Raw genomic sequence first — 21,302 nt, forward strand, 5'->3', positions numbered from 1 at the left:
GAGGCGACGTTCACCTCGTTGTGGACGTCCTGCGAGGCGTCGACGTCGCCCTCCTCGCTGCCGGCCTCGGCCTGGTTGCCGTTGCCGGCAACGACGACGACGGCGGAGGTGCCGCCGCCGGCGTTGATGTCGCCGGTCTGGGCGTTGTTTTCGACGTCGTTGCTGGCATCGCTGTTCTGGTCGACGTTGCTGTCGGCGTCGCCGCCGTTGCCGTCCTCGCCGCCGTCTCCGCCCGTGGCGTTGGAGTCGGAGGTGTTGGAGGCGGTGGCGACGGTGTTGGAGCCGTCGCCTGCCGAGGCGTTGTTGCTGCCCTCGTCGGCGCTCGCCGCCGCCTGGCCGAGGAAGAGCATTCCTCCGGCCATGCCTGCGATGGCGAGTCCGTTTCTCACGGATCGATTCACGTGCGTGTCCTTTGCGAGTGTGCACGCCACCGTTGGGTATGAAGTGACGCGCAGGGTGAATGGGTGATCGCTTGGGGCGGCTGCACTTGGTCGGTGATGTGCCCCCCGTGGCACACCTGTGGACGGACGCTGGCCGCTGGAGCGGCGGCGTCAGTCCGGCCGGTCGGAGGGGTCGATCGCCGCGGTGGCGAGTGACCCCTCTGCCGGCGCAGCGGGCGCGGCGTCCTTCACTGCGAGGGAGACCTCGAAGGGCGAGCCCAGGACGGCGATGGCTGACGCGGAGCCCGCCTTGGCGGAACCCGGCCCCGCACCCTGGCCGCTGCAGCTGCCGCCGCCGACGGTGGTGGTGGTGGCCGGCGCGGGAGCCGGAGCCTGCGGCACGACCGGGGCGCTCGCGGGCGCCTGCGGGGCCGGGGTGGCGACCTGCTCGGCCAGCAGGTCCGACGGCGCTGCGGTGGTCGTCACCGGAGCCACCGGAGTGATCGGCTGCGGTGCGGCGGCAGCCGAGGAGCCCCGGGTCGGGGAGGCGTCGTCGGCACCGTCCGCGGTAGCGGTGGCTGCGGCCTCGGACGGTTCAGCGATCGTCGTCTGACCGGCGGTCGTCCCCGGCGCGCACAGGATCCCTGGAGCCGTCGTCGGCGTCACGGTTGCGGTGGACGGGGTGGCCTGGCAGGCGGAAGCCGCCGGGACGGCGCTGTCGGCATCCTCGGCGGTGGCGTCCGTGTCCGTCGCCGCGCCGGTGGTGCACTCCGGCGTCCCGGTGGCGTCGGCGCCGGTCTCGTCGGTCGGCGTGGCGACGTCGGCGCCGGTCTCGTCGGTCGGCGTGGTGGCGTCGGCGCCGGTCGGAGTGGTGGAGACGGTCTCCGTCGTCGTCCCGTTGCCGGACGTGGTGGTCACGGTCTCCGACGTCGTCGTCGTCCCGTTGCTGGAGGTGGCGGTGACGGTCTGCGACGTCGTCGTCCCGTCGCTCGTCGTGGTCGTCGTCCTGGTGCTCGACGAGTTCGTGGAGGAGCCGCTGGAGGAGCTGCTGGAGGAACTGGTCGAGGAGCTGGTCGAGGAGCTGGTCGTCGTCGACTCGGACGTGGTCGAAGCAGGAGCCGGCTCGGCCGTGGCGGCGGCCTCCGCCGCGTGCGCGGACGTCGTCGTGGGCTCCGTCGGCTCGGATTCTGCCTTCTCCGGCTGCGGGCTCGTGGCCGTCGCCGAGGTCGTCGTCGTCGTGGTCCCAGAGCTGGCCGTGGTGCTCGACGCGGGGGATGTTCGCTGGTCAGGCGCTGGTTCGTGGTGCGTCGCCGAGGCCGCCGGCTCTTCGACGGCGGCGACGGCGGCGTCGGTCGAGACGGCGATGCAGGCGTAGGCGCCGGCTCCCAGGAAACACACGGCCGTCATGCGGCGGAGCCAGGACCAGCGGGCAGGCGACGGCACGAGGCCGTTCCTGGTCGCGGTGGTCCCGGTCATGCGGCGGACGTTATGGACGAGTCCGTCCGCTGGGCTACCCGATCGCGCACCACCAATCCGCTGTGCGGCGTGTCACAGCGTTACCCCTGTTCGGGGGATTGCAGAGCGTTACCGAAATCGAGCCGTTACCGTTCGTGGTATCACGCTGATACCACTGACGGACGAACCGCTACGACGTTCGGGGGACGACCTGGCATGGCGATGACACTGCGACTCAACGAGGCGCAGACCGATGCGTTACGGCGTCGCGCGCGCGCCGAGGGCGCCTCGATGCAGGACGTCGCCCGGCGCGCGGTGGAGGCCTACATCCGGGCCCAGGAGCCGGAGGTGCCGATCGCCGTGCTGATCGACGAGGAGCTCGGCCGCTACGCCGGCGCCGTGGCGCAGCTGAGCCGATGGCAGGACTGAGCCTCGAGGATCTCCTGGAGGTCGCCCGGCGCACGGTCGGACCGCACGTCCGTGTCCGTGACCTCGGACTGCTCAGTGCGGCCCTCGCCCGGGTGGAGGCCCGCGTGCTCGGACACGACGTCTACCCCAGCGTGGAGGAGCGGGCGGCGGCGTTGCTGCACTCCCTCGCCACCACGGCGCCGCTGGTGCACGGGAACCGGCCGTTCTGCTGGGCCGCGACCGCGGTGTACCTGGCTCGTCGCGGGCGGGCGTCGACGCTGACGGATGACGAGGCGATCGCCCTGGTCACCGACGTGCTGACCGGACGGGTCGAGACGGTCGAGTCGATCGCCGAGCGGCTCCGCTCGACCGCCTGACCCGCCCCTCGGGAGTGTCGCCCGGCTGTGTCCCCGGCCACGTACGGTGTCGATCATGGGGTCCACGCACGAGGTGACCAACCAGGTGCCGCCGTCGGCCGGGCACGATCCGATCGCCGGCGACGCGGCGCTCGCCGAGGCCTGCCTGCGGCATGCCGACGAGGCGACGCTGCATTCGCTGGCCGACCTGGGGCGGCTGGCCGGCAGCGAGCAGGCGCAGGAGTGGGGCCGGGTCGCCAACGAGAATCCGCCGAAGCTCAGGACCCACGACCGCTACGGCCACCGGATCGACGAGGTGGAGTTCCATCCCTACTGGCACGAGCTGATGCGGACGGCGGTCGAGAACGGCCTGGCCGGCGCACCGTGGGCTGCCCTGTCCGCCCACCCCACCGCCCCGACGCAGTCCGCCCACCCCGCCGCCCCGACACAGTTCGCCGATCCCACCGCCCCGACGCGCTTTCCCCACGCGCACGTGCGCCGCGCCGTCGGCTATGTCGGCTGGACCCAGAACGAGATGGGCCATGCCTGTCCGATCACCATGACCTACGCCGCCGTCCCCGCGCTGCGCCGCACCCCCGAGCTCGCGGCGCGCTACGAGCCGGGGCTCACCGCCACGGCCTACCAGTTCGGACTGACCGAGCCGTCGGCCAAGCGAGGGCTGATCGCCGGCATGGGGATGACGGAGAAGCAAGGGGGCTCCGACGTCCGGGCCAACACCACTCGCGCCGTGGCCGAGCCGGACGAGTCCTACCGCCTGACGGGCCACAAGTGGTTCACCTCCGCGCCCATGAGCGACCTGTTCCTGGTGCTGGCGCAGCTCGAGGAGGGCGTGTCGTGCTTCGCCGTCCCGCGGGTACTTCCGGACGGCAGCCGGAACGTGTTCCACGTGCAACGTCTCAAGGACAAGCTCGGCGACCGGTCCAACGCCTCCAGCGAGGTGGAGTTCGACGGGACGGTGGGCTGGCTGGTCGGCGAGCCCGGCCGCGGCGTGCCGGCGATCATCGAGATGGTCAACATGACCAGGCTGGACTGCGTCCTGGGCTCGGCCGCCACGGTGCGCGCCGCCCTCACCCAGGCGATCCACCACGCCCGGCACCGGCGGGCGTTCGGCGCTCTGCTGGTCGACCAGCCGCTGATGCAGAACGTGCTGGCCGACCTGGCCGTGGAGAGCGAGGCGGCGACCGCCCTGGCCATCCGGCTCGCGGCGGCGGTGGACTCGGGCGAGTCGGCGTTCCTGCGCCTGGCGGGTGCCGCGGCGAAGTTCTGGGTGTGCAAGCGGGCGCCGGGCGTCGTCGCCGAGGCGATGGAGGTGCTGGGCGGCAACGGGTACGTCGAGGACTCCGGGCTGCCGCGGCTCTACCGGCAGTCGCCGCTGAACTCGATCTGGGAGGGGTCGGGCAACGTGATCGCGCTCGACGTGCTGCGCGCGATGGGGCGTTCCTCGGACACGCTGGCCGCGGTGAGCGCGGAGATCGAGCTCGCCCGCGGGGCGGACGAGCGGTTCGACGACGCGGTGAAGCGGCTGCACGCCGAGCTCGGGGACGCGGAAGGGCTACCGTTCCGGGCGCGGCGAATCGCCGGTCTTCTCGCGCTGTGCCTCCAGGGCTCGCTGCTGCTGCGGTACGCGCCGACGGCCGTCGCGGATGCCTTCTGCGCCTCTCGCCTGGGCGAACGCGGCGGTGCCGCGCTCGGGATGCTCCCGGCCGGTGCCGCGGCCGGCACGATCGTCGATCGGGCGTCGATCGCGGCTGTCTGATCACCCGTCCGAGGAACTACTCTCGATGTCATTCACCGGGCGACCGCGGCACTGCCGGACGGGTCCGTACCGAATTTCCGCCTGGAGCGGACGACGAACGGGCGAGGCGGGGGAGCGTGCAACCAGACGGTGACGGGCCGCGGCCAAGCCAGCCCGACGTGCTGGCCGGCGTCCCCGATGCCGTCTACCGCCTCGACCACGAGGGCCGGTTCACGTACTTGAACGCCGCGGCCGAGAGGCTGCTCGAGCGCCGAGCGCAGAAGCTGCTCGGTCACCACGCGTTCCATGTCTTCCCGGCCTCGCGCGGGACGATCGCCGAGACGCACTTCCGGGACGTCCTCGCCGACCGGCAGCCCCGCCAGTTCGAGTACTACCACGAGCCGCAGGACCGCTGGTACGACGTGCGAGCGTTTCCCGACCCGGGCGGGCTCGCCGTCTTCTTCCGGGACATCGACGCGCGGCACCGCACCGACCAGCAGCGGGAGGCCGCGCTCCACGAGCTCACGGCAGTCCTCGCGGCCCTGCCGACGGCCACCGTCCTGGTCGGCGAGGACGGCCGCATCCTGGTCACCAACCGAGCCTGGGAGGCCGACGCCGACCTGCTGCGCAGCAACGACATCGACGCCGGCGGGGTCGGTGACGGATATCTGGACTGCATGTCGCGAGGACTGCGGCCCGGCGACCACGCCATGATCGCGGCCGCGTTCCACCGGCTGCAGGCCGAGTCCGCGGAGAGTCCTCCCGGGTCGTTCGACCACGAGTACTCCGCCCAGCTCGGCTCGTTCACCAGCTGGTTCCGGCTGCAGGCCGCGCGGGTTCCGGAGTCGCGACGAATCGTGGTGACCCACACGAACATCACCGACCGGGTGCGGGGCGAGCAGGCGCTCGCCTGGCGGGCGGGCCACGACGAGCTGACCGGCCTGCCGAACAGAGCCACGTTGCTGGACATGACCGCCGACGCGCTGGCGTCGGGCTCCCCCGACGCCCCGGGCACCGCACTGCTGGTGCTGGACCTCGACGGGTTCAAGACGGTCAACGACTCCCTCGGCCACCAGCTCGGCGACCGGCTGCTGCGCGAGGTGGGCGGTCGCCTGGCCGAGCAGGTGCGACCGGGCGACGCCGTGGGCCGGCTCGGTGCCGACCAGTTCGTCGTCCTCGCCCGCGACTGCGACCAGGCAGAGGCCGCGGCGCTGGCTTTCCGGCTGCAGACGACGTTCACCTCGCCGTTCACGGCGTCCGGCATCTCCGTTCCCCTGTCGGCGAGCATCGGCGTCGCCGTGTCCCGGTCGGACGTGCGCGACCCGCACCAGCTGCTCAGTGACGCCGACGCCGCGATGTTCGCGGCGAAGAGCTCCGGACGCGACCGGGTCCACCTGTTCTCCCCCGGGCTCCGCGAGGCGGCGCGCTGGCGGCTGGAGGTCGCCACGCGGCTGCGAGGCGACGCGATCGACCAGCTCGTCGTCCACTACCAGCCGGTCGTCCGCCTGGACACGGGCGCGGTCGAGGGCGTGGAGGCCCTGGTCCGCTGGCAGCATCCCGAGCGCGGCCTGCTCCCTCCCGACTCCTTCCTGTCCGTCGCCGAGGAGACCGGTCAGGTCATCCCGATCACCCGGTGGCTGCTCCGCGAGACGACCCGCAAGGCGGCCGAGTGGGCCGCGCAGGGGCTTCCGCTGCGCATGTCGGTGAACGTGAGCGCCCGGCACTTCTCCGCCGAGACCCTGGTCAGGGACGTCCGGGTGGCGCTGCGCGACTCCGGGCTGCCGCCGGACCAGCTGGTCCTGGAGCTGACCGAGACCAGCGTCGCCGAGGACCCGACCCGCGCCGAGGACCAGCTCACCGTGCTGCGGAGCTTCGGTGTGCGGGTCGCCATCGACGACTTCGGGACCGGCTGGTCGTCCCTCGCGCAGCTGTTCTCCCTGCCGATCGGCACGCTCAAGATCGACCGGTCGCTGCTGAATGCGGCCGAGCGGGCCGTGGCCGGGGAGACCGGTGCGGTGCTCACGGCCATCGTCGAGCTCACCCGGACCCTGGGCATCAGGTCGGTCGCGGAGGGCGTCGAGACACCGGAACACCTGCGGATGGTGCGGGAAGCAGGGTGCGACCTCGCCCAGGGCTGGTTGCTCGGTCAGCCCATGCCGGCCGAGGAGATCCCCCGTTTCGTGCGATCGGTCCAGGCTGCCGGCGGCGATCTGTGCGCGCTCGCCGTCGCCGGCAGCGCGGCCTCCCAGGCCGGGTGATCGGCCGCCGGGCCGGCCGCCGGGCGACCGCGCCGGCCGGGCCGCCACGGCCGCCCGAGCTGCGCCCCCCGGTCCCGGGACGCACGGAGGAGCGGTCGGCGCGGCAGACTGCTCCCGTGCCCGACAGCCTCGACGCCGAACTCGCGACCCTGACCGACGGGGAGCCGGTGCCCGACGGGCCGTCGTCCCTGCCTGCCGCGGCGGTGGCCGAGGGGCGGCCGCAGCCGGCGCTGGACCTCCTGATCTGGGACGCCCCGAACATCGACATGACCCTGTCGACGGTGATCGGAGCGCGTCCGACCGCGGCCTCGCGACCCCGGTTCGACGCCATCGCGGCCTGGTTCGTCGACGGCGCCGGGGATCCGACCGCGCCCGGTGCACCGGAGGTCGAGGCGTGCGTGTTCGCCAACATCCCGCCGCAGCCCGGGACGCTGCAGCGCTGGGTGGAGGCGCTGCGAGGCTTCGGGTACTCGGTGTTCGCCCGGCCGAAGTCGCAGCCCGACGACGACATCGACCAGGACATGCTCGACCACATCGCCGTGCGGGCCCACAGTCATCGGCTGCGGCGGCTGGTCGTGTTCTCCGGCGACGGGCGGAACTTCGCCGAACCCCTGGAGCAGATGGTCCGCGAGGGCACCCACGTCGTCGTCGTGGCCTTCAGCGAGGTGGCCGGCTACGCCATCAGCTCGGAGCTCCTGGAGTTCATCGACATCGAGGACGTGCCCGGGGCCTTCGTCGAGCCGCTGGACCGGGTCCGCCTCGACGCGCTGCCGCCGGACGGCGCCTGGCTGCGCCCGACTCGCAGCCTGCGGGACTTCGTGAGCAGCTTCAACGCCCGCCGGGATCGCTGAGGGGTCCGCACGCCGAGGTGCCGCGCCCACCGCGGCCGGCGCTCGCTGCGGCGACGCTCCTGCCCCTTCCGGGTGGAGGACGGCGGGCGGGACCTCCTCGACCGTCGATCCGGGCCGATGACAGTGAGAGGCGCAGCAGGTGTTGCGCCCTGCGGCGCGTCGGGGGCGGGCGGCGTGGTCGGTCGTCGGCCCGCGAGTTACCGTCCCATCGCGGTGTGGCAGAGCGGGTCGAACGGGCCCGTGCCCCCGCGGTACCGATCGGAGAGGCACCATGACGAGCGTTCCCGGGATGGATCACCCGGAAGAGCAGACGGAAGCCGAGATCACGCTCTCCGGCCGGGGTGTGTCCGTCAGCTCGCGGGTCGAGGTCGTCCAGAACGAGTTCATCTCGGTGCGGCCCTCCGTCGGCGAGTTCGTCGAGCAGGTCGTGGTCAAGGTCGGCGACGTCGTCGAGATCTTCTGGAAGACCGAGGACTCCCAGCGCGCCATGCCCGCGGAGATCACCGACGTGGAGACCGGCGCCGTCGTCCGCTGGCGGATGCGCACGACCGGTCCGGCGGACACCAGTCAGCGGCGCAAGGCGGTCCGTGGTCGCATCGCGGTCCCGGTCGAGGCCGAGCACGGGGCCATCGACCTCAAGGGCACGAGCATCGACCTCAGCGAGGCCGGCATCCGGGTCGAGTTCGAGGGGCTGGGCGCCCCGCCCGAGGCCGGCGCGAAGCTCCTCCTCGTCGTCCACCTCGACGACGGCGACATCCGGACCCCGGCCGAGGTGGTGCGCACCCAGGCCCGGGGCGCCCGCTGGGTCATGTCCATCCGGTTCGTCGACATCCCGGAGAAGGACCAGGACCGCGTGCGGCGGCGCGTCTTCCAGGCGCTGCGCGAGGAGCGGGCGAACAAGGCCGATGACGCCCCGCCCGGGTTGCGGGGGTAGCCGGGCTCCGTACGGGGCAGTCATCGCCGTGTGAGCGTCCCACCTCTGCGGCTGCCCGACGCCCTTGCCGCGTTGCGGGACCAGCTGGCCGCGACGCCCCTCGGGCTCGCCACGCCGGCCCGGGACACCGCCGCACGCGCGGCCCGTGCCGTCCGCGACCAGATCGACGACTACCTGCTCCCCCGGCTCGGTGATCTCGACGCGCCCCTGCTGACCGTCGTCGGCGGCTCCACCGGCGCCGGGAAGTCCACCCTGGTCAACAGCCTCATCGGGAGTCCGGTGACCACCGCCGGCGTGCTCCGGCCGACGACGCGAGCCCCCGTGCTCGTCTGCGCGCGGACCGACGTGGCGGCGTTCGAGGGCGACCGCGTCCTGCCCGGGCTGGCCCGGGTCACCGGCGGCGCCGGCGGCCCGGGAACCGTGCAGCTGGTCGTCCGGGACGACGTCCCCGCCGGGCTGGCACTCCTGGACGCCCCGGACGTCGACTCGGTGGTGGAGTCCAACCGCGAGCTGGCCGGTCAGCTGCTGGCCGCGGCCGACCTGTGGGTCTTCGTCACCACCGCCGCCCGCTACGCCGATGCGGTGCCCTGGGATCTGCTCCGGACCGCGCAGGAACGCGGTACCGCCCTCGCCGTCGTGCTCGACCGGGTGCCGCCGGAGGCCGCGGCCGAGGTGGCCGCCGACCTGCACGGGATGCTGCAGCGGGCCGGCCTGGCCGGCGCTCGCCTCTTCGTCGTGGAGGAGCGCCCGCTGGTGGACGGACGGGTGCCGGAGGACCAGGTGGCGCCGCTGCGGACCTGGCTGCACGAGCTCGCCGCCGATCAGGAGGCGCGCGCCGCCGTCGTCCGCCAGACGCTCACCGGCGCGCTCGACAGCCTGGAGCAGCGGGTCGGCGGCGTCGCCGTCGTCGTCGACGAGCAGGTGGCGGCGGGGAACGCCCTCCGCGGTGCGGCGGCCGCCGCCTACACGGCCGCCTACCAGGGCATCGACGACGGCGTGCGCAGCGGCACGCTGCTGCGCGGCGAGGTGCTGGCCCGGTGGCAGGAGTTCGTGGGCACCGGCGAGTGGATGCGCGCCCTGCAGGGCCAGGTCGGCCGGCTGCGCGACCGCGTGGTCAGCGTGGTCACCGGCCGGCCCACGCCGGCCGACGACCTCCAGGGCGCGTTGGAGAACAGCGTCGAGCGACTGCTGCGCGCCGAGGCCGACCGTGCCGCGGAGCGGACGGTGACCGCCTGGCACTCGCTGCCCGCGGGCGCGCAGCTCCTGGCCGGCGACGAGCGGGACCTCGAGCGGGTGTCGCCCGACTTCCCGGAGGCAGCGGCCGCGCAGGTCCGTGACTGGCAGGGGATGGTGCTGGACCTGGTCCGCGACCAGGGCGGGGACAAGCGGTCCCGGGCCCGGATCCTCTCCTGGGGCGTCAACGGTGCCGGGGCGGTCGTCATGGTGGCGGTCTTCGCCCACACCGGCGGCCTCACCGGCGGTGAGGTCGCCGTGGCCGGTGGGACGACCGCCGTCGGCCAGCGCGTGCTCGAGGCGGTGTTCGGCGACGCCGCCGTCCGGTCCCTGGCCGCCCAGGCCCGAGCGGACCTGCAACGCCGGGCCGACGGACTGCTGCGGTACGAGCAGGCCCGCTTCGACGACCGGGTGGACGACGCCGCGCCGGTGCCGGGCGCGGCCGAGGCGCTCCGCGCGACCGTGGCCGGGCTGGCCGCTGTCCGCCGGGCCGATTCATGATCCGCAAGGTTCTGCCGCTGGCCGACCGGCTCGCGGCGCTGCGCGAGGCGGTCGAGGTGGCCGAGGGGCGGCTCGAGGTCCCGGAGGTGTCACAGGCACGGGCACTGCTGGCCAAGGCGGGAGCCCGGGCCGCGCTCGGGGACGCGACCGTGGTGGCTCTCGCCGGCGCGACCGGCAGCGGGAAGTCCACCCTGTTCAACGCGCTGTCCGGCAGCGAGGTCAGCACGCCCGGCGTCCGGCGGCCGACGACCGGCGTCGCGCACGCCACCGTCTGGGGGGAGCACGGGGCGGACGGTCTGCTGGACTGGCTGGAGGTGCCCCGCCGGCACCGGCACGCGCCCGAGCCGGCACTCGACGGTCTGGTGCTGCTCGACCTGCCCGACCACGACAGCGTCCGGCTCGAGCACCGCCTGGAGGTCGACCGCCTCGTCGGGCTGGTCGACGTCCTCGTGTGGGTGCTGGATCCGGAGAAGTACGCCGACGCCGCCGTCCACGACCGCTACCTGACCCCGCTGGCCGGGCACTCCGGGGTGCTGCTCGTCGTCCTGAACCAGATCGACCGGCTGGACGCCGTCGCCGCCAAGGAGTGCCTGACCGACCTGCGCGCCCTGCTCGACCGGGAGGGGCTGGGCGCCGTTCCCCTGCTGGCCGCCTCCGGCCGGACCGGAGCCGGTGTGGCCGAGCTCCGCGGGGAGCTGGCCCGCCGCGTCGCCGCGCGCCGGGCGGCCGCCGACCGGCTGACCGCCGACGTCCGCGGCGTGGCGACCGCCCTCGGCGCGCACGCCGAGGGCGAGGACGCCGCGCTGGGGCGCCGGGAGCGTGCGGACCTGGTCGGTGACCTCGGGGAGGCGCTCGCCGACGCCGCAGGGGTCCCGGCCGTCACCGCCGCCGTGGAGCGCTCGACAGTGCGCGCCGGGGTCGCGCGCACCGGCTGGCCGCTGGTGCGCTGGGTGCGAAAGCTGCGGCCGGACCCGCTCGACCGGCTGCACCTGGGGGACGAGCGGGCCCGGACCTCGCTGGGGCCGGCCGGCCCGGTGGAGCTGGCCGGGGTGACGACGGCGGTCCGGCGGGCGCGTGACGTCGTGGGGGAGGGCCTGCCGCAGGCGTGGCGGGACGACCTCCGCCGGACCGTGGACGTCTCGGAGGGAGAGTTGGCCGACCGGCTGGACCGTGCCGTGGCCGGCACCGAGCTCGGTGTCGACCGGGTGCCCCTCTGGCAGCGCGCGGTCGGCGGCCTGCAGTGGGTGCTGGCGCTCGTGGCCCTCGCCGGCGCGCTCTGGTTGCTCGCGCTGGTGGCCCTCGGCTTCTTCCAGCTCGACGACGTGGTGCCGTTGCCGCGGGTCGAGGGGCTGCCGCTGCCGACGCTGCTCGCCGGGGGTGGGCTGCTGGCGGGTCTGCTGCTGGCGCTGCTGTCCCGGCCGCTGGTGCGGATGCGGGCCCGTCGCCGGGCCCGGGTCGCCGAGCGCAGGCTGCGTGCCGCGATCGAGGCCGTGGCGGAGGAGGAGCTGCTCGTCCCGATGACGGCGGTCCGCGAGGACGCGGCCCGGTTCCGGGCCGCCGTGGAGACCGCCCGCCGTTAGCGGCCCTCTTCCAGGGCCATTCCAGGGACGTGTTCCCTCATTCCCGGTGGATCTCCGGCGACCGCGGTTCGGGCAGCTGGTTGCGGCGGCGTTCGTGTACCTCGTCGCGGCCCGAGGGCAGCCGGGCCCACACGTGCTTGCGACCGGGCCGCTTCTCCCAGCCGAACGTCGTGGAGAGCTGCGCGACCAGGTGCAGGCCCATCCCGCCCAGCGCCGGGTCGCGGTCGACGGCGGGGACCGGGGGATCGTCCGGGGCCTCGTCGCTGAGGTCCAGCAGCCAGCCGCCGGGGCCGGCCACCACGAGGGCGCGCACATCGCCACCGCCGTGCCGCAGCGCGTTGGAGGCCAGCTCCTCGAAGACCAGCAGCAGGCCGTCCCGGGCGTCCTCGGTGGAGGCGGCGGACACCGACGGGTGCGCGATCCGGGCGCGGAGATCGCTGCGGACGCGGGAGACGACGTGCATCGCCTCCAGCTGCCAGTGCCAGACGTCGCCCGGGACGGACGGCACCGGAGCGCACGGCCACGGGCCGGGAGCAGCGTCGTGGGACGGCTGCTCGGCCATGTCCCCGGCCATCGCCTCCCCCTCGCGTCACACCCGTGCAGGCGGGGCCAGGCCCCTGCCTGGCCGGGTCCATCCTGACCGATGGTGATCCAGCGCGCACCGGGGGGCGGCAGTTCGCCCCCGACCAGGCAGACTGTGCCCGTGGAGGCGTTGCTACGCGAGCTCAGCCAGGTGGTGTTCGACGACAGGTCGCTGTCGGAGATCCTCACCGACATCGTGACGATCGCCGCGCGCGGCATCCCCGGCGCCGAGGCATCGTCGATCACGCTCCTGCGCAACGACAAGGCGTACACCGCCGCCCATCACGGGGACATGGCCCTGGCCGCCGACGAACTCCAGTACGAGCACGGGTACGGGCCGTGCATGGACGCCGGTCGCGGCGGCGTGCTGCTGCGGGTCGACGACATGCGCGCCGAAGAGCGCTGGCCGGACTACGTGGCGCACCTGCTCGAGACCACGCCCGTCCTCAGTTCGCTGTCCGTTCCGCTGCCGTACCAGGGATCGAGCATCGGGGCGCTGAACAACTACTCGACGAAGCCCGAGGCGTTCGCCTCACCGGAGTCGCTGCGCGCCGGATCGGACGTGGCCGAGGTGATCGCCGTGGCCGTCGCGAACGCCGACGCCCACGCCCAGCTGTTCGACCAGGCGCGCAACATGCGGCTGGCCATGGAATCGCGGGCGGTCATCGAGCAGGCCAAGGGGGTGCTCATGGCGCAGCGTCGCGTGGACGCCGCCGAAGCCTTCGAGATCCTCCGCGAAGCCTCGCAGCGGTACAACCGCAAGCTGCGCGAGATCGCCCAGGGCATCGTGGACGGGACCCAGCGCTAGACCGGACGGCCGTCCAGCGCAGCCAGCCGCGACACGAGGAACTCCACCGCGGTCGCGCTGTCGACGTCTTCGGCGACCTCGACCGCGGTCGGAGCGGTGGAGACGGTGCGCCGGTCGACCAGCGTCTGGCCGCGGCCGAAACCCAGCCCGGTGTCCACGACGACGTCGCGCCGCACCGTGCCGAGGGTGCCGGGCGCGATCGCCTCGGTGACGGCCAGCGCATCGTGCACCACGACGCCGGTGGTGCCGTACGCGGTGCGGGCGTGGTCCAGGTACTGCCCCAGGATCGCTGCGGCCTGCGCGCCGATGGGGCCGGCGGCGGCGAACCGGGCGATGCCGTCCTCGTCGAGCACGGTCGGCAGGGTGACGTCGAGCCCGACCAGCACGGTCGGCAGCTTCGAGGTCAGGATCGCCTGGGCGGCCTCCGCATCGGCCCACACGTTGAACTCCGCCGCCGCCGTCACGTTGCCGCTGCGCGCGGCCGAGCCGCCCATGATGACCAGCCGGCCGATCCGTGCCGCGGCCTCGGGAAAGACCCGCAGGAGCAGTGCCAGGTTCGTCAGCGGGCCGACGGCGGCGATGGTCACCGGCTCGGGCGAGGTCGTCAGCAGCTCGGCCAGGGCCACGACGGCGGGCCGCGGGTCGACCGGCGCCGGGGACGGCGGGAGCTCCACCCCGCCCAGACCGGCGGAGCCGTGCACGTGGCCGGCCCGCTCCGGCTGCCGATGGACCAAGGAGTCGGCCGCGCCGGCCGCCACCGGGACGTCGGAGCGGCCGGCCAGGTGCAGCACGCGCAGCGCGTTCTCGGTGGTCTGCGCCAGCTCGACGTTGCCGTGCACCGTCGTCACCAACCGGAGGTCGACCTCGGGACTGGCCAGGGCCAGGAGGATCGCGAGCGCGTCGTCGATGCCGGGGTCGGTGTCGATCACCAGGGGGATGGGCACCGGGAGATCCTGCCCCCCTCACGATTCGGGTGAGATGGGAGCATCGTCCACCGTCGTGAGCGCCCCTGTCCGGGGCGTCCAGTGCCTACGCCACGCTGACGCGTGGCCGGCTGGTTCCTGCTTCACCGGGCAGCACCGGGTCAGCCGTGACGGCCGCTCCTGATCTCCACCCTCGACAGGCATGCCGAGTGCTCTCGGCTGACGGGCCGCCCGGGTGGCGGTCTCCGGCCTGGGTCACGCACGGGCATATGCCCAGCATGTGCTCGCCCCAGGCGGCGAGGTTGGCGGCGGCGTTGACGTCCCGGTCGGCCACGTGGCCGCAGGAGTCGTTGCCGCAGCGGTAGGTGCGCTCGGCGAGGGTGAGCTTGGGTCTCACCGCACCACATGCCGAGCACGTCTTCGGGGACGCGAACCAGCGGTCCGCGACGATCAGTTGCCCGCCGTGGCGGACGGTCTTGTACTGCAGCTGCCGGGCGATTTCGCCCCAGCTCTGGTCTCCGATCGCGGCGGCCAGGTGCCGGTTGCGCATAAGGTTCGGCGGTGGCTAGGTCCTCGACCACGACGACGGCGTGCGCTCGCGCGAGGGCAGCGGTGCAGCGCCTCGGCGCGGACGGCGGCGGCCCGGGCGTGCGCCCGGCCGAGGCGGGCGACGGCCCTGCGTCGGGTCGCCGATCCCTTGCTCGACCGCGACACCGCGCGCTGCAGGTGCTTGAGCTGGCGCAGCCGGTCCCGCAGTACCCGGCTGGCAGGCAGTATGGCTGTGACCTGACCATTCGCGCTGGCGACGACAGCGGCGGTCTTCACCCCTCGGTCCACACCGACTACCGGCCCGGCCGACGCGGTGTGCTCGCCAGTACCGGGTCGCGCCGCCCGGTCGAAGGTCAGCGTTGCATACCAATGCCCGTCGGAGTGCTTCGTGACGGTGACGTGTTGCAGGGTCGCCTGCCCGCGGCGCATGAGCCTGCGCAGCTTCGCCTGGGCCTGGCACGCAGCGGCGATGCGCACCCAGCCGTACTTGGCCAGCCGCACCCGACCGACCTCGAGCGCGAGCCCGTCGCGGACGGTGAACCGGGCTCGGTCCCGGCGCCGGGCCTTGAACCGCGGGAACCGGCGCCTGCCCGCGAGGAACGCCGCGTGCGCGTTTGCAGCCTCCCGGAGCGCGTACCGGAACGTCCACGTGGAGTGCTCCACGGACCACGGTGCCGCCGAGGGCTTCTCCGCCGTCCACAGTGTGGCCAGGGTGAAGAACGTCAGCGGCCGGACCCGGTCAGCGCGCTCGACGCCGTAGGTGGCTTCGGCAGCCCGCTGGTCGGCGTTGGTCTTGATCTTCGCGACAGCCCAGTTCCACGCGAACCGGCGCGCCCCCGCCGCCCGCAGCAGCATGCCGGCCTGGACGTCGGTCACGTCCAGCCGCACCCTCACCGCACTGTGGCCCACACCCGGATAGTGCCGGAAGGGTCGGACAGTTGATCTCAGCCAAATCTTGAGGGGGTCAGCGGCTCAGCCGACTGGTTCCGTCGCCTTCTGCTCGGTGGCGTCCGGCTCGTTGCGCCACCAGGGCGCCCGGGCCAGCAGGTACAGCGCCACCCCCGACGGCGAGCAGGATGCCCGCGAACAGCCAGGTCCGGGCCTCCTGCTGCCAGAGCAGCAGTCGGCAGGACGCGATCGCCAACACCGGGAGGATCACCAGCGCGGGGAAGTGGTCGGCCTCGACCCGGTCACGTCGGAGTACCAGCACCGCGGTGTTGGTGCTGAGGGAGACCAGGAGCAGCAGCAGGACGACGGTGTTGGCCAGCGTCGCGAGGTCTCCGACGCGGGTGAGCCCCATCGCCACGGCGGTGGTGACGACGAGGGCCACCCACGGCGTCCGGTGGTGGAGGAGCACCCGCGCCCCGCGGAGGGCGCAGGCTCCCCGCTCGGCCATACCGAAGACCAGCCGGCTGGCCATGATCATCGTGAGCAGGGCGCCGTTGGCCACCGCGATCAGGGCGGTCACACTGAACGGCCAGTCGGGGATGCCGGCGTCAGCCGCCTGGACGACGGCCAGCAGCGGCCCCGACGACTCCGCGAGCTCCGCCCGATCGAGGACGATCGATGCGGCGAGTCCCACCAGCACGCAGACGACCCCTGCGACGAGCAGCGAGCCGAACAGTGCCCGCGCGTAGACGCGGCGCACGTCGCGTACCTCCTCGGCCACGTTCGCCGACACCTCGAATCCGACGAAGGAGTAGTAGGCGAGCAGCGCCCCCGCCGGCGACCGAGACTCCGGTTCCGACACGCCACGCGGGTCGCGCGACCGGCCCGGATGACCGTGCGCGCTGCCCGGCATTTCTACGCTCAGAATGCGCCGTTTGTCGACATGTTCCCGTTCGGAAGAAAGGGTCGTCGACCGGTGCGGAAATGCTGCGCAACGGTTGGGTCACGCGCCCTTCGGTGCGTGTCGGGAATGGCTGGGAAACGGTCCGGCGGTCCCTATGTTTCTCCTTGTCCGCAGCACCTTCCCCCCCCGGCTGCGGACACGACTTCGAGGAGGCGACATGAGCAGCGAGCGAACGACCGCGCCGCGCATGCCGGCCGACCCGGCCGATCCGGCCGCCCGTGCGCAGGGACGCAGCATCGCCGGGCTGATCGACGTCCTCGACCGCGCGGAGGGCGCCGGACCGGTCCGTCGCCCGCAGGGGCGCCGGTCGGTGGGCCACCGGCCGCCGGGCGCCCGCCCGGGCCTCGTCCGCACCGTGCCGCTGCGCTCGGTGCAGCCGGCGCCGATGGCCCGCCCCGCCCCCGCGCCCCGGGTCGTCGTGCTGCCGGAGCCCGAGCGGGTTCCGGTCACCCGGCTCTCCGACGTGTTCCGTCGAGCCGCGATGTGGGGCGCCGGCCCCCGCGGCGAGCATCTCGCCTGGCGGGTCGCCCCGCATTCCGCGGCTCCCGCCGCCCGCCGTCCCGGGAGGGTGCGTGCCCTCGTCCGCCGGCTGGCGCTGTGGGGCGCCGGTCCCGAGGGCGAGTACCTCGCCTGGGGCGGGCCCGCCCGCCCGGCCGCTCGCCGGGACGTCGACCCACCCGTGGTGCTGCGCGAGATGCCCAGCACCCCCCTGGTCCAGCCTGCGGCGCCTTCCCCCGCCGCGGTGCTGCTTCCCCGCGATCCGGCGTCGTCGGCCGGCTCGCGAGGAATGCCGCCGGTCCCCCGCGGAGCAGTGGCCGTCCCCGGCATAAGACCGGGCGGACCGCCTGAACGCTTCCGGGCCACCGGCCGGCCGTCCCCGTCCCGTGTGCCACCGACGTCGACCGGACTGATCCGCGCTCGGGGTGACCCGGTCTCCTGCCCGGTCAGGGGTTCGCCCCTACCGGCGCAGCGTTCCCGGTCCCCGGGCTCCGTCCGGAGCTCGTTCCCCTGAGGACCGGACGCCGCATCCGACAGCAGTCGCGCGACCACGGCAGCCAGCCGCTGGACGCCGTCCTCCGCCCGCCCCGAGCACGCCGGAACCGGCCACCCCCTTCCCCGGGTGACCGGGACCGCCGCCCTCGGTCCCCGAGCACGTCCGAACTCTGCCGGCCGACCCACGGCCGCTACCTGGCTCGCCTCCGACGGTGCACCCCCGGCCGCCGACCGACTTCGACGCACGACGGTTCTCGCCTCGACCTCCCGCCGACTGCCCTGTGCAGCGCGCGGACCCTCCAGGGAGGCGCGGACGTCTGCGGCGTCGCCGACCGGTCCCCGGTTCCGTTCCGAGGCGGACACAGTGCTCCACCGGTACCCGCACGGGACGTCCGTCCCCGGGTCTCTGACCGGTCCGGACGCTGGCCCGGCAGCGCCCGTCCCCGCCCGGAGTGGACGCTCTCGCGCGGACCGTTCGCGGCCCGGCAGCTCCCGGCGCCGCGATGCTGGACGGACGTCGCCTGGCGCGTGAGTTCGTGCCGGCGGACCCGCTCACCGTCCGCCATCCTCCCGCCGACGGGCGGGCGCCTCCCGGAAGCCCCCGGCCGGCGCCCGCCCCGGCCAGAACCTCCGACCCGGTGCCGACCGGGGAACCACGAACCGGAATGCTGGCACCGGACACCGGCGTCGATGCCGGAACCGGGTGTGCCCGGTCGGCCTGCGTGGAAGGAATCCGATCGTGACCGCCCCCGAGCCGAGCGCAGGCTCCGTCGAGGGGCGGTCGGCCGCGGTACGACGGCTGGAGCCCACGGCACTGGGATCGCGTGCCCTCCAGCGGCTGACCGGCCTCGCCACGCGCCTCCTCGACGCCGATGCAGCGACGGTCTCCCTGCTCGGCGACGTCGAGACGGTGGTGAGCGGGGAGGGACTGCCCTCCGGCGGCCTGGGCCGGCAGATCCCCGTGACCGAGTCGATCTGCGCTGCCGTGCTCGATCTCGGTCCCGTCCCACTGGTGGTGCCGGATGCCCGGCGGGAGCCCCGCGTCGCCGGCCTGCCCCCCGTGGCCGACGGCCGCGTCGGGGCCTTCCTCGGCGTGCCGCTGGTCGTCTTCGACGGGTCGCCCGTGGGCGCACTGACCGTGTACACCCGCAAGCCCCGGTCGTGGACACCGAGCGAGACCACCCTCCTGCGCCAGCTCGCCGACTCCGTCGCCACCGAGCTCGAGCTCTCCGCCCTCGGCCGCGAGTTCGAGGCGCACCGGCTGCGCTTCGAGCTGGCCATCGACGCCGCCGAGATCGGCAGCTTCGACTGGGACCTGGTCACCGGCCGGCTCGTCTGGGACGACCGCCTGGTGGAGATCTTCGGCTACGACCGGACGACGTTCGACGAGACGATCGATGCCTTCCTCGACCGATGCCATCCCGACGACCGGGAGCGGCTGGCCGACGCCCTCCGGTCGGCCATCGACACCTGTGGCGAGTACGACGCGGAGTTCCGCATCGTCCTGCCCTCCGGCGAGACGCGCTGGGTGCAGGGCCGGGGACGAGCCCTGGCCGACGACCGCGGCGTCGCGATCCGGCTCGTCGGTGCCGGGTTCGACACGACCTCCCGGCGGCGTGGTGACGTCCGGGTCTCGCGGGTCCTCGAGGTCATGAAGTCGGCGTTCTTCTCGCTCGACCGCGACTGGCGGTTCACCTACGTCAACGCCGAGGCCGAACGGGTGCTCGCCCGGACCCGGGAGCAACTCATCGGCGGGTCGATCTGGGAACTCTTCCCCGCCGCGGTGGGGAGTGACTTCGAGATCCACTACCGGGGTGCGGCGGCCACCGGTGAGGAGCGGGTGTTCGAGGCCCACTACCCGGAGCCCCTGGAGGCGTGGTACGAGGTTCGGGCCTGGCCGGGGCCGGACGGCCTCTCGGTGTACTTCCTCGACGTCACCGAGCGCCGGCGCGCAGAGGAGCAGGCCCGGCGCAGCACGGCGAGGCTGTCGCTCGTCGCCGACGTCACCTCGGCGTTGTCGGCGACCTTGACCAGCGGCGATGGTGAGGAGGCCGCGCTGCAGCGGGTGGCCGAGTCGGTCGTGCCCGTGCTCGGCGACTGGGCCATCGTCAGCCTGGTCGACGAGGACGGCCGGATGCGCGACGTCGGCAGCTGGCACGACGACCCGGCGCAGCGCGCGTCGGTGACCCGGTACGCCGAGCTGCGGCTGGCCGCCCTGACCGCGACCGCGCCGATCATGCGCGCGCTGGCGTCCGGTCAGCTGATGAGGGTTCCGGACGTCGAGCAGGCGGTCGGCCGGACGCTGCCGCCCGGTGAGGTGCGGGACGTGTTCTCCCGGTTGGCGCCGCGGTCGGCGGTCGCGCTGCCGATGGCCGCCCGGGGACGGACGCTGGGGGCGTTGAGCATCTACCGCTCGGCCGACCGCCCGCAGGCCGACGACGACGACGTCGCGACGGCCCGCGACCTCGCCGGGCGGGTGGCGCTGGCCCTCGACAACTCGAGGCTGTACACGCAGCAGCGCCGGCTCGCCGAGGGCCTCCAGCGCAGCCTGCTCACCGCGCCGCCGCAGCCCGACCACGCCGAGATCGTGGTGCGGTACATGCCGGCGGTGGAGGTCGCGGAGGTCGGCGGGGACTGGTACGACGCGTTCCTGCAGCCGTCCGGCGCCACGGTGGTGGTCATCGGCGACGTCGTCGGCCACGACACGGCTGCGGCGGCCGCGATGGGTCAGCTCCGCGGAATGCTCCGCGGCATCGCCTACCGGGACGGGCCGGGGCCGGCCGCCGTCCTGAGCGAGCTCGACGCCGCCATCCAGGGCCTCGGCATGGGCACCATGGCCACCGCGGCCATCGCGCGGGTGGAGCAGACGCCCGAGGAGCGGGCCGCCGGGCTCACCCGGCTGCGGTGGTCGAACGCCGGGCATCCGCCCCCGCTGCTGCTGCACGAGGACGGCCGGATCGAGGAACTCGCCCACCCACGGGCCCAGTTGATGCTCGGCGTCGACCCGACGGCATCCCGGACCGACGCGGTGGTGACGGTCCGGCGCGGAGCCACCCTGCTGCTCTACACCGACGGGCTGGTCGAGGGCCGGGACCTCCCGCTCGACGAGGGCATGGCCCGGCTGCGGTCGGCCCTGACCGAGCTGGCCGACCGGCCGCTGCCGGTGCTGTGCGACGAGGTCATCGAGCGGTTGCGTCCCGAAGGGCTGCAGGACGACGTGGCGCTCGTGGCCATCCGGCTGCACCGGGAGGACCGGCCGCGACCGCGTGAGGCCGGGGACGAGCGGGTGCCCCACCTGATCGATCCGCAGGAGGGACCGGCCGGGTGACGGTCAGCCGCGCGGCAGCAGGGCCCAGACGTACTTGGCGCCGTCGTTGACGTACCAGCCGTGCGCGGTGGACATCTCGGCGATCAGGTAGAGCCCGAGCCCGCCCTCACTGGGGTCGCGGCCCACCGCCGGGGACGGCGGTGCCTCGGCGGCCCGGTCGGAGACCTCGATGAGATAGGCGTCCTCGGTCAGCCGTACCGCGGCCCGCACGTCGCCGCCACCGTGGCGCAAGGCGTTGGACGCCATCTCGTCGAGCGCCAGGATCAACTGGTCGCGGAGATCGGCGACGGTGTCCGGGTCGGCGGACGACCGGGTCATGGGGTGCGCCAGCGCGTGCCGGCGCACCTGGGCCCGCACGCGCGGCAGTTCGGCGATCTCGCGCAGGTTCCAGGAGAGTGCGGCGTCGGCCGGGGGCGGGGATGCCGCCGGCCAGACCGGCCCGGCCGCCTGCCCTGTCACGCGATGGTCCCCTTGCCTTCGTGCGGCCCTGATGGTCGGGGCCAACACCTGCGTATGGGCTGTGGCGACCCCGGTCAAACCTAGTGCGACATGTGT

At 74.1% G+C, this 21,302-nt stretch carries 20 protein-coding genes; 12 read left to right on the forward strand and 8 right to left on the reverse strand.

Translation table 11 applies throughout. The features are described from left to right. The coding region (locus FHU33_RS25260) for a hypothetical protein (protein WP_170182704.1) at positions 1-401 on the reverse strand (401 nt) is incomplete at its 3' end. 150 nt (positions 402-551) lie between these two features. Continuing rightward, positions 552-1,298, reverse strand: coding sequence for a hypothetical protein (locus FHU33_RS24510; protein WP_142023521.1), 747 nt, complete (start codon positions 1,296-1,298; stop codon positions 552-554). Between FHU33_RS24510 and FHU33_RS24515 the strand changes: the two genes are divergently transcribed. From FHU33_RS24515 to FHU33_RS24555, 9 genes are all read left to right on the forward strand, one after another. Further along, complete coding sequence (locus FHU33_RS24515; protein WP_142023520.1) at positions 1,288-1,755, forward strand: hypothetical protein; 468 nt, start codon at positions 1,288-1,290, stop codon at positions 1,753-1,755. The two genes, FHU33_RS24510 and FHU33_RS24515, sit on opposite strands and share 11 nt — an antisense overlap. A 296-nt stretch (positions 1,756-2,051) precedes the next feature. Then, positions 2,052-2,264: a ribbon-helix-helix protein, CopG family gene (locus FHU33_RS24520; RefSeq protein WP_142023519.1), complete on the forward strand. Its 213-nt coding sequence runs from the start codon at positions 2,052-2,054 to the stop codon at positions 2,262-2,264. Next, positions 2,252-2,620, forward strand: a complete 369-nt coding sequence (locus FHU33_RS24525) for a type II toxin-antitoxin system death-on-curing family toxin (protein WP_142023518.1) — start codon at positions 2,252-2,254, stop codon at positions 2,618-2,620. Before FHU33_RS24520 ends, FHU33_RS24525 begins: the two co-directional genes overlap by 13 nt. Before the next feature lie 55 nt (positions 2,621-2,675). Next, positions 2,676-4,376, forward strand: a complete 1,701-nt coding sequence (locus FHU33_RS24530; protein WP_142023517.1) for an acyl-CoA dehydrogenase family protein — start codon at positions 2,676-2,678, stop codon at positions 4,374-4,376. Between the two features lie 116 nt (positions 4,377-4,492). Next, positions 4,493-6,613 carry a putative bifunctional diguanylate cyclase/phosphodiesterase gene (locus FHU33_RS24535; protein WP_142028231.1) on the forward strand — a complete coding sequence of 707 codons (2,121 nt, stop codon included), beginning with the start codon at positions 4,493-4,495 and terminating at the stop codon, positions 6,611-6,613. Positions 6,614-6,729: 116 nt separating this feature from the next. Next, positions 6,730-7,464: an NYN domain-containing protein gene (locus FHU33_RS24540; protein ID WP_246064223.1), complete on the forward strand. Its 735-nt coding sequence runs from the start codon at positions 6,730-6,732 to the stop codon at positions 7,462-7,464. Between the two features lie 289 nt (positions 7,465-7,753). Further along, positions 7,754-8,398, forward strand: a complete 645-nt coding sequence (locus FHU33_RS24545) for a PilZ domain-containing protein (RefSeq protein ID WP_170182705.1) — start codon at positions 7,754-7,756, stop codon at positions 8,396-8,398. A gap of 30 nt (positions 8,399-8,428) precedes the next feature. After that, positions 8,429-10,132: an ABC transporter gene (locus tag FHU33_RS24550; RefSeq protein ID WP_142028234.1), complete on the forward strand. Its 1,704-nt coding sequence runs from the start codon at positions 8,429-8,431 to the stop codon at positions 10,130-10,132. Further along, a complete protein-coding gene (locus tag FHU33_RS24555; protein WP_142028235.1) occupies positions 10,129-11,712 on the forward strand; it encodes a GTPase in 1,584 nt (527 codons plus the stop codon). The genes FHU33_RS24550 and FHU33_RS24555 overlap by 4 nt, the downstream gene beginning before the upstream one ends. Before the next feature lie 37 nt (positions 11,713-11,749). Here FHU33_RS24555 and FHU33_RS24560 read toward each other — a convergent pair whose 3' ends face one another. Beyond that, a complete protein-coding gene (locus tag FHU33_RS24560; protein ID WP_246064226.1) occupies positions 11,750-12,286 on the reverse strand; it encodes an ATP-binding protein in 537 nt (178 codons plus the stop codon). A 129-nt stretch (positions 12,287-12,415) separates the two neighbouring features. Between FHU33_RS24560 and FHU33_RS24565 the strand changes: the two genes are divergently transcribed. Then, positions 12,416-13,102 (forward strand): GAF and ANTAR domain-containing protein, encoded by a 687-nt coding sequence (locus FHU33_RS24565; protein ID WP_142028236.1) that lies wholly within the window; start codon positions 12,416-12,418, stop codon positions 13,100-13,102. Here FHU33_RS24565 and FHU33_RS24570 read toward each other — a convergent pair. From FHU33_RS24570 to FHU33_RS24585, 4 genes are all read right to left on the reverse strand, one after another. Beyond that, positions 13,099-14,046, reverse strand: a complete 948-nt coding sequence (locus tag FHU33_RS24570) for a nucleoside hydrolase (RefSeq protein ID WP_142028237.1) — start codon at positions 14,044-14,046, stop codon at positions 13,099-13,101. The two genes, FHU33_RS24565 and FHU33_RS24570, sit on opposite strands and share 4 nt — an antisense overlap. A gap of 85 nt (positions 14,047-14,131) precedes the next feature. Further along, positions 14,132-14,575 carry an RNA-guided endonuclease InsQ/TnpB family protein gene (locus FHU33_RS26560; protein ID WP_142028238.1) on the reverse strand — a complete coding sequence of 148 codons (444 nt, stop codon included), beginning with the start codon at positions 14,573-14,575 and terminating at the stop codon, positions 14,132-14,134. Next, positions 14,476-15,483: an RNA-guided endonuclease InsQ/TnpB family protein gene (locus FHU33_RS24580; protein ID WP_342778706.1), complete on the reverse strand. Its 1,008-nt coding sequence runs from the start codon at positions 15,481-15,483 to the stop codon at positions 14,476-14,478. The genes FHU33_RS26560 and FHU33_RS24580 overlap by 100 nt, the downstream gene beginning before the upstream one ends. A gap of 55 nt (positions 15,484-15,538) precedes the next feature. Next, entirely contained in the window at positions 15,539-16,324 is a 786-nt protein-coding gene (locus FHU33_RS24585; protein ID WP_246064228.1) for an APC family permease, read from the reverse strand. A gap of 259 nt (positions 16,325-16,583) precedes the next feature. On the opposite strand from FHU33_RS24585, the gene FHU33_RS24590 reads away from it, so the two are divergent. After that, on the forward strand, positions 16,584-17,438 hold the full coding sequence (locus FHU33_RS24590) for a hypothetical protein (protein WP_142028241.1): 855 nt from the start codon (positions 16,584-16,586) through the stop codon (positions 17,436-17,438). Between the two features lie 720 nt (positions 17,439-18,158). Further along, entirely contained in the window at positions 18,159-20,747 is a 2,589-nt protein-coding gene (locus FHU33_RS24595; RefSeq protein WP_142028242.1) for a SpoIIE family protein phosphatase, read from the forward strand. 3 nt (positions 20,748-20,750) lie between these two features. Here the strand turns inward: FHU33_RS24595 and FHU33_RS24600 are convergent, their stop codons facing one another. After that, positions 20,751-21,206 (reverse strand): ATP-binding protein, encoded by a 456-nt coding sequence (locus tag FHU33_RS24600; RefSeq protein WP_142028243.1) that lies wholly within the window; start codon positions 21,204-21,206, stop codon positions 20,751-20,753. Positions 21,207-21,302: the final 96 nt, after the last annotated feature.

This window comes from Blastococcus colisei (genome assembly GCF_006717095.1).
GTDB lineage: Bacteria > Actinomycetota > Actinomycetes > Mycobacteriales > Geodermatophilaceae > Blastococcus_B > Blastococcus_B colisei.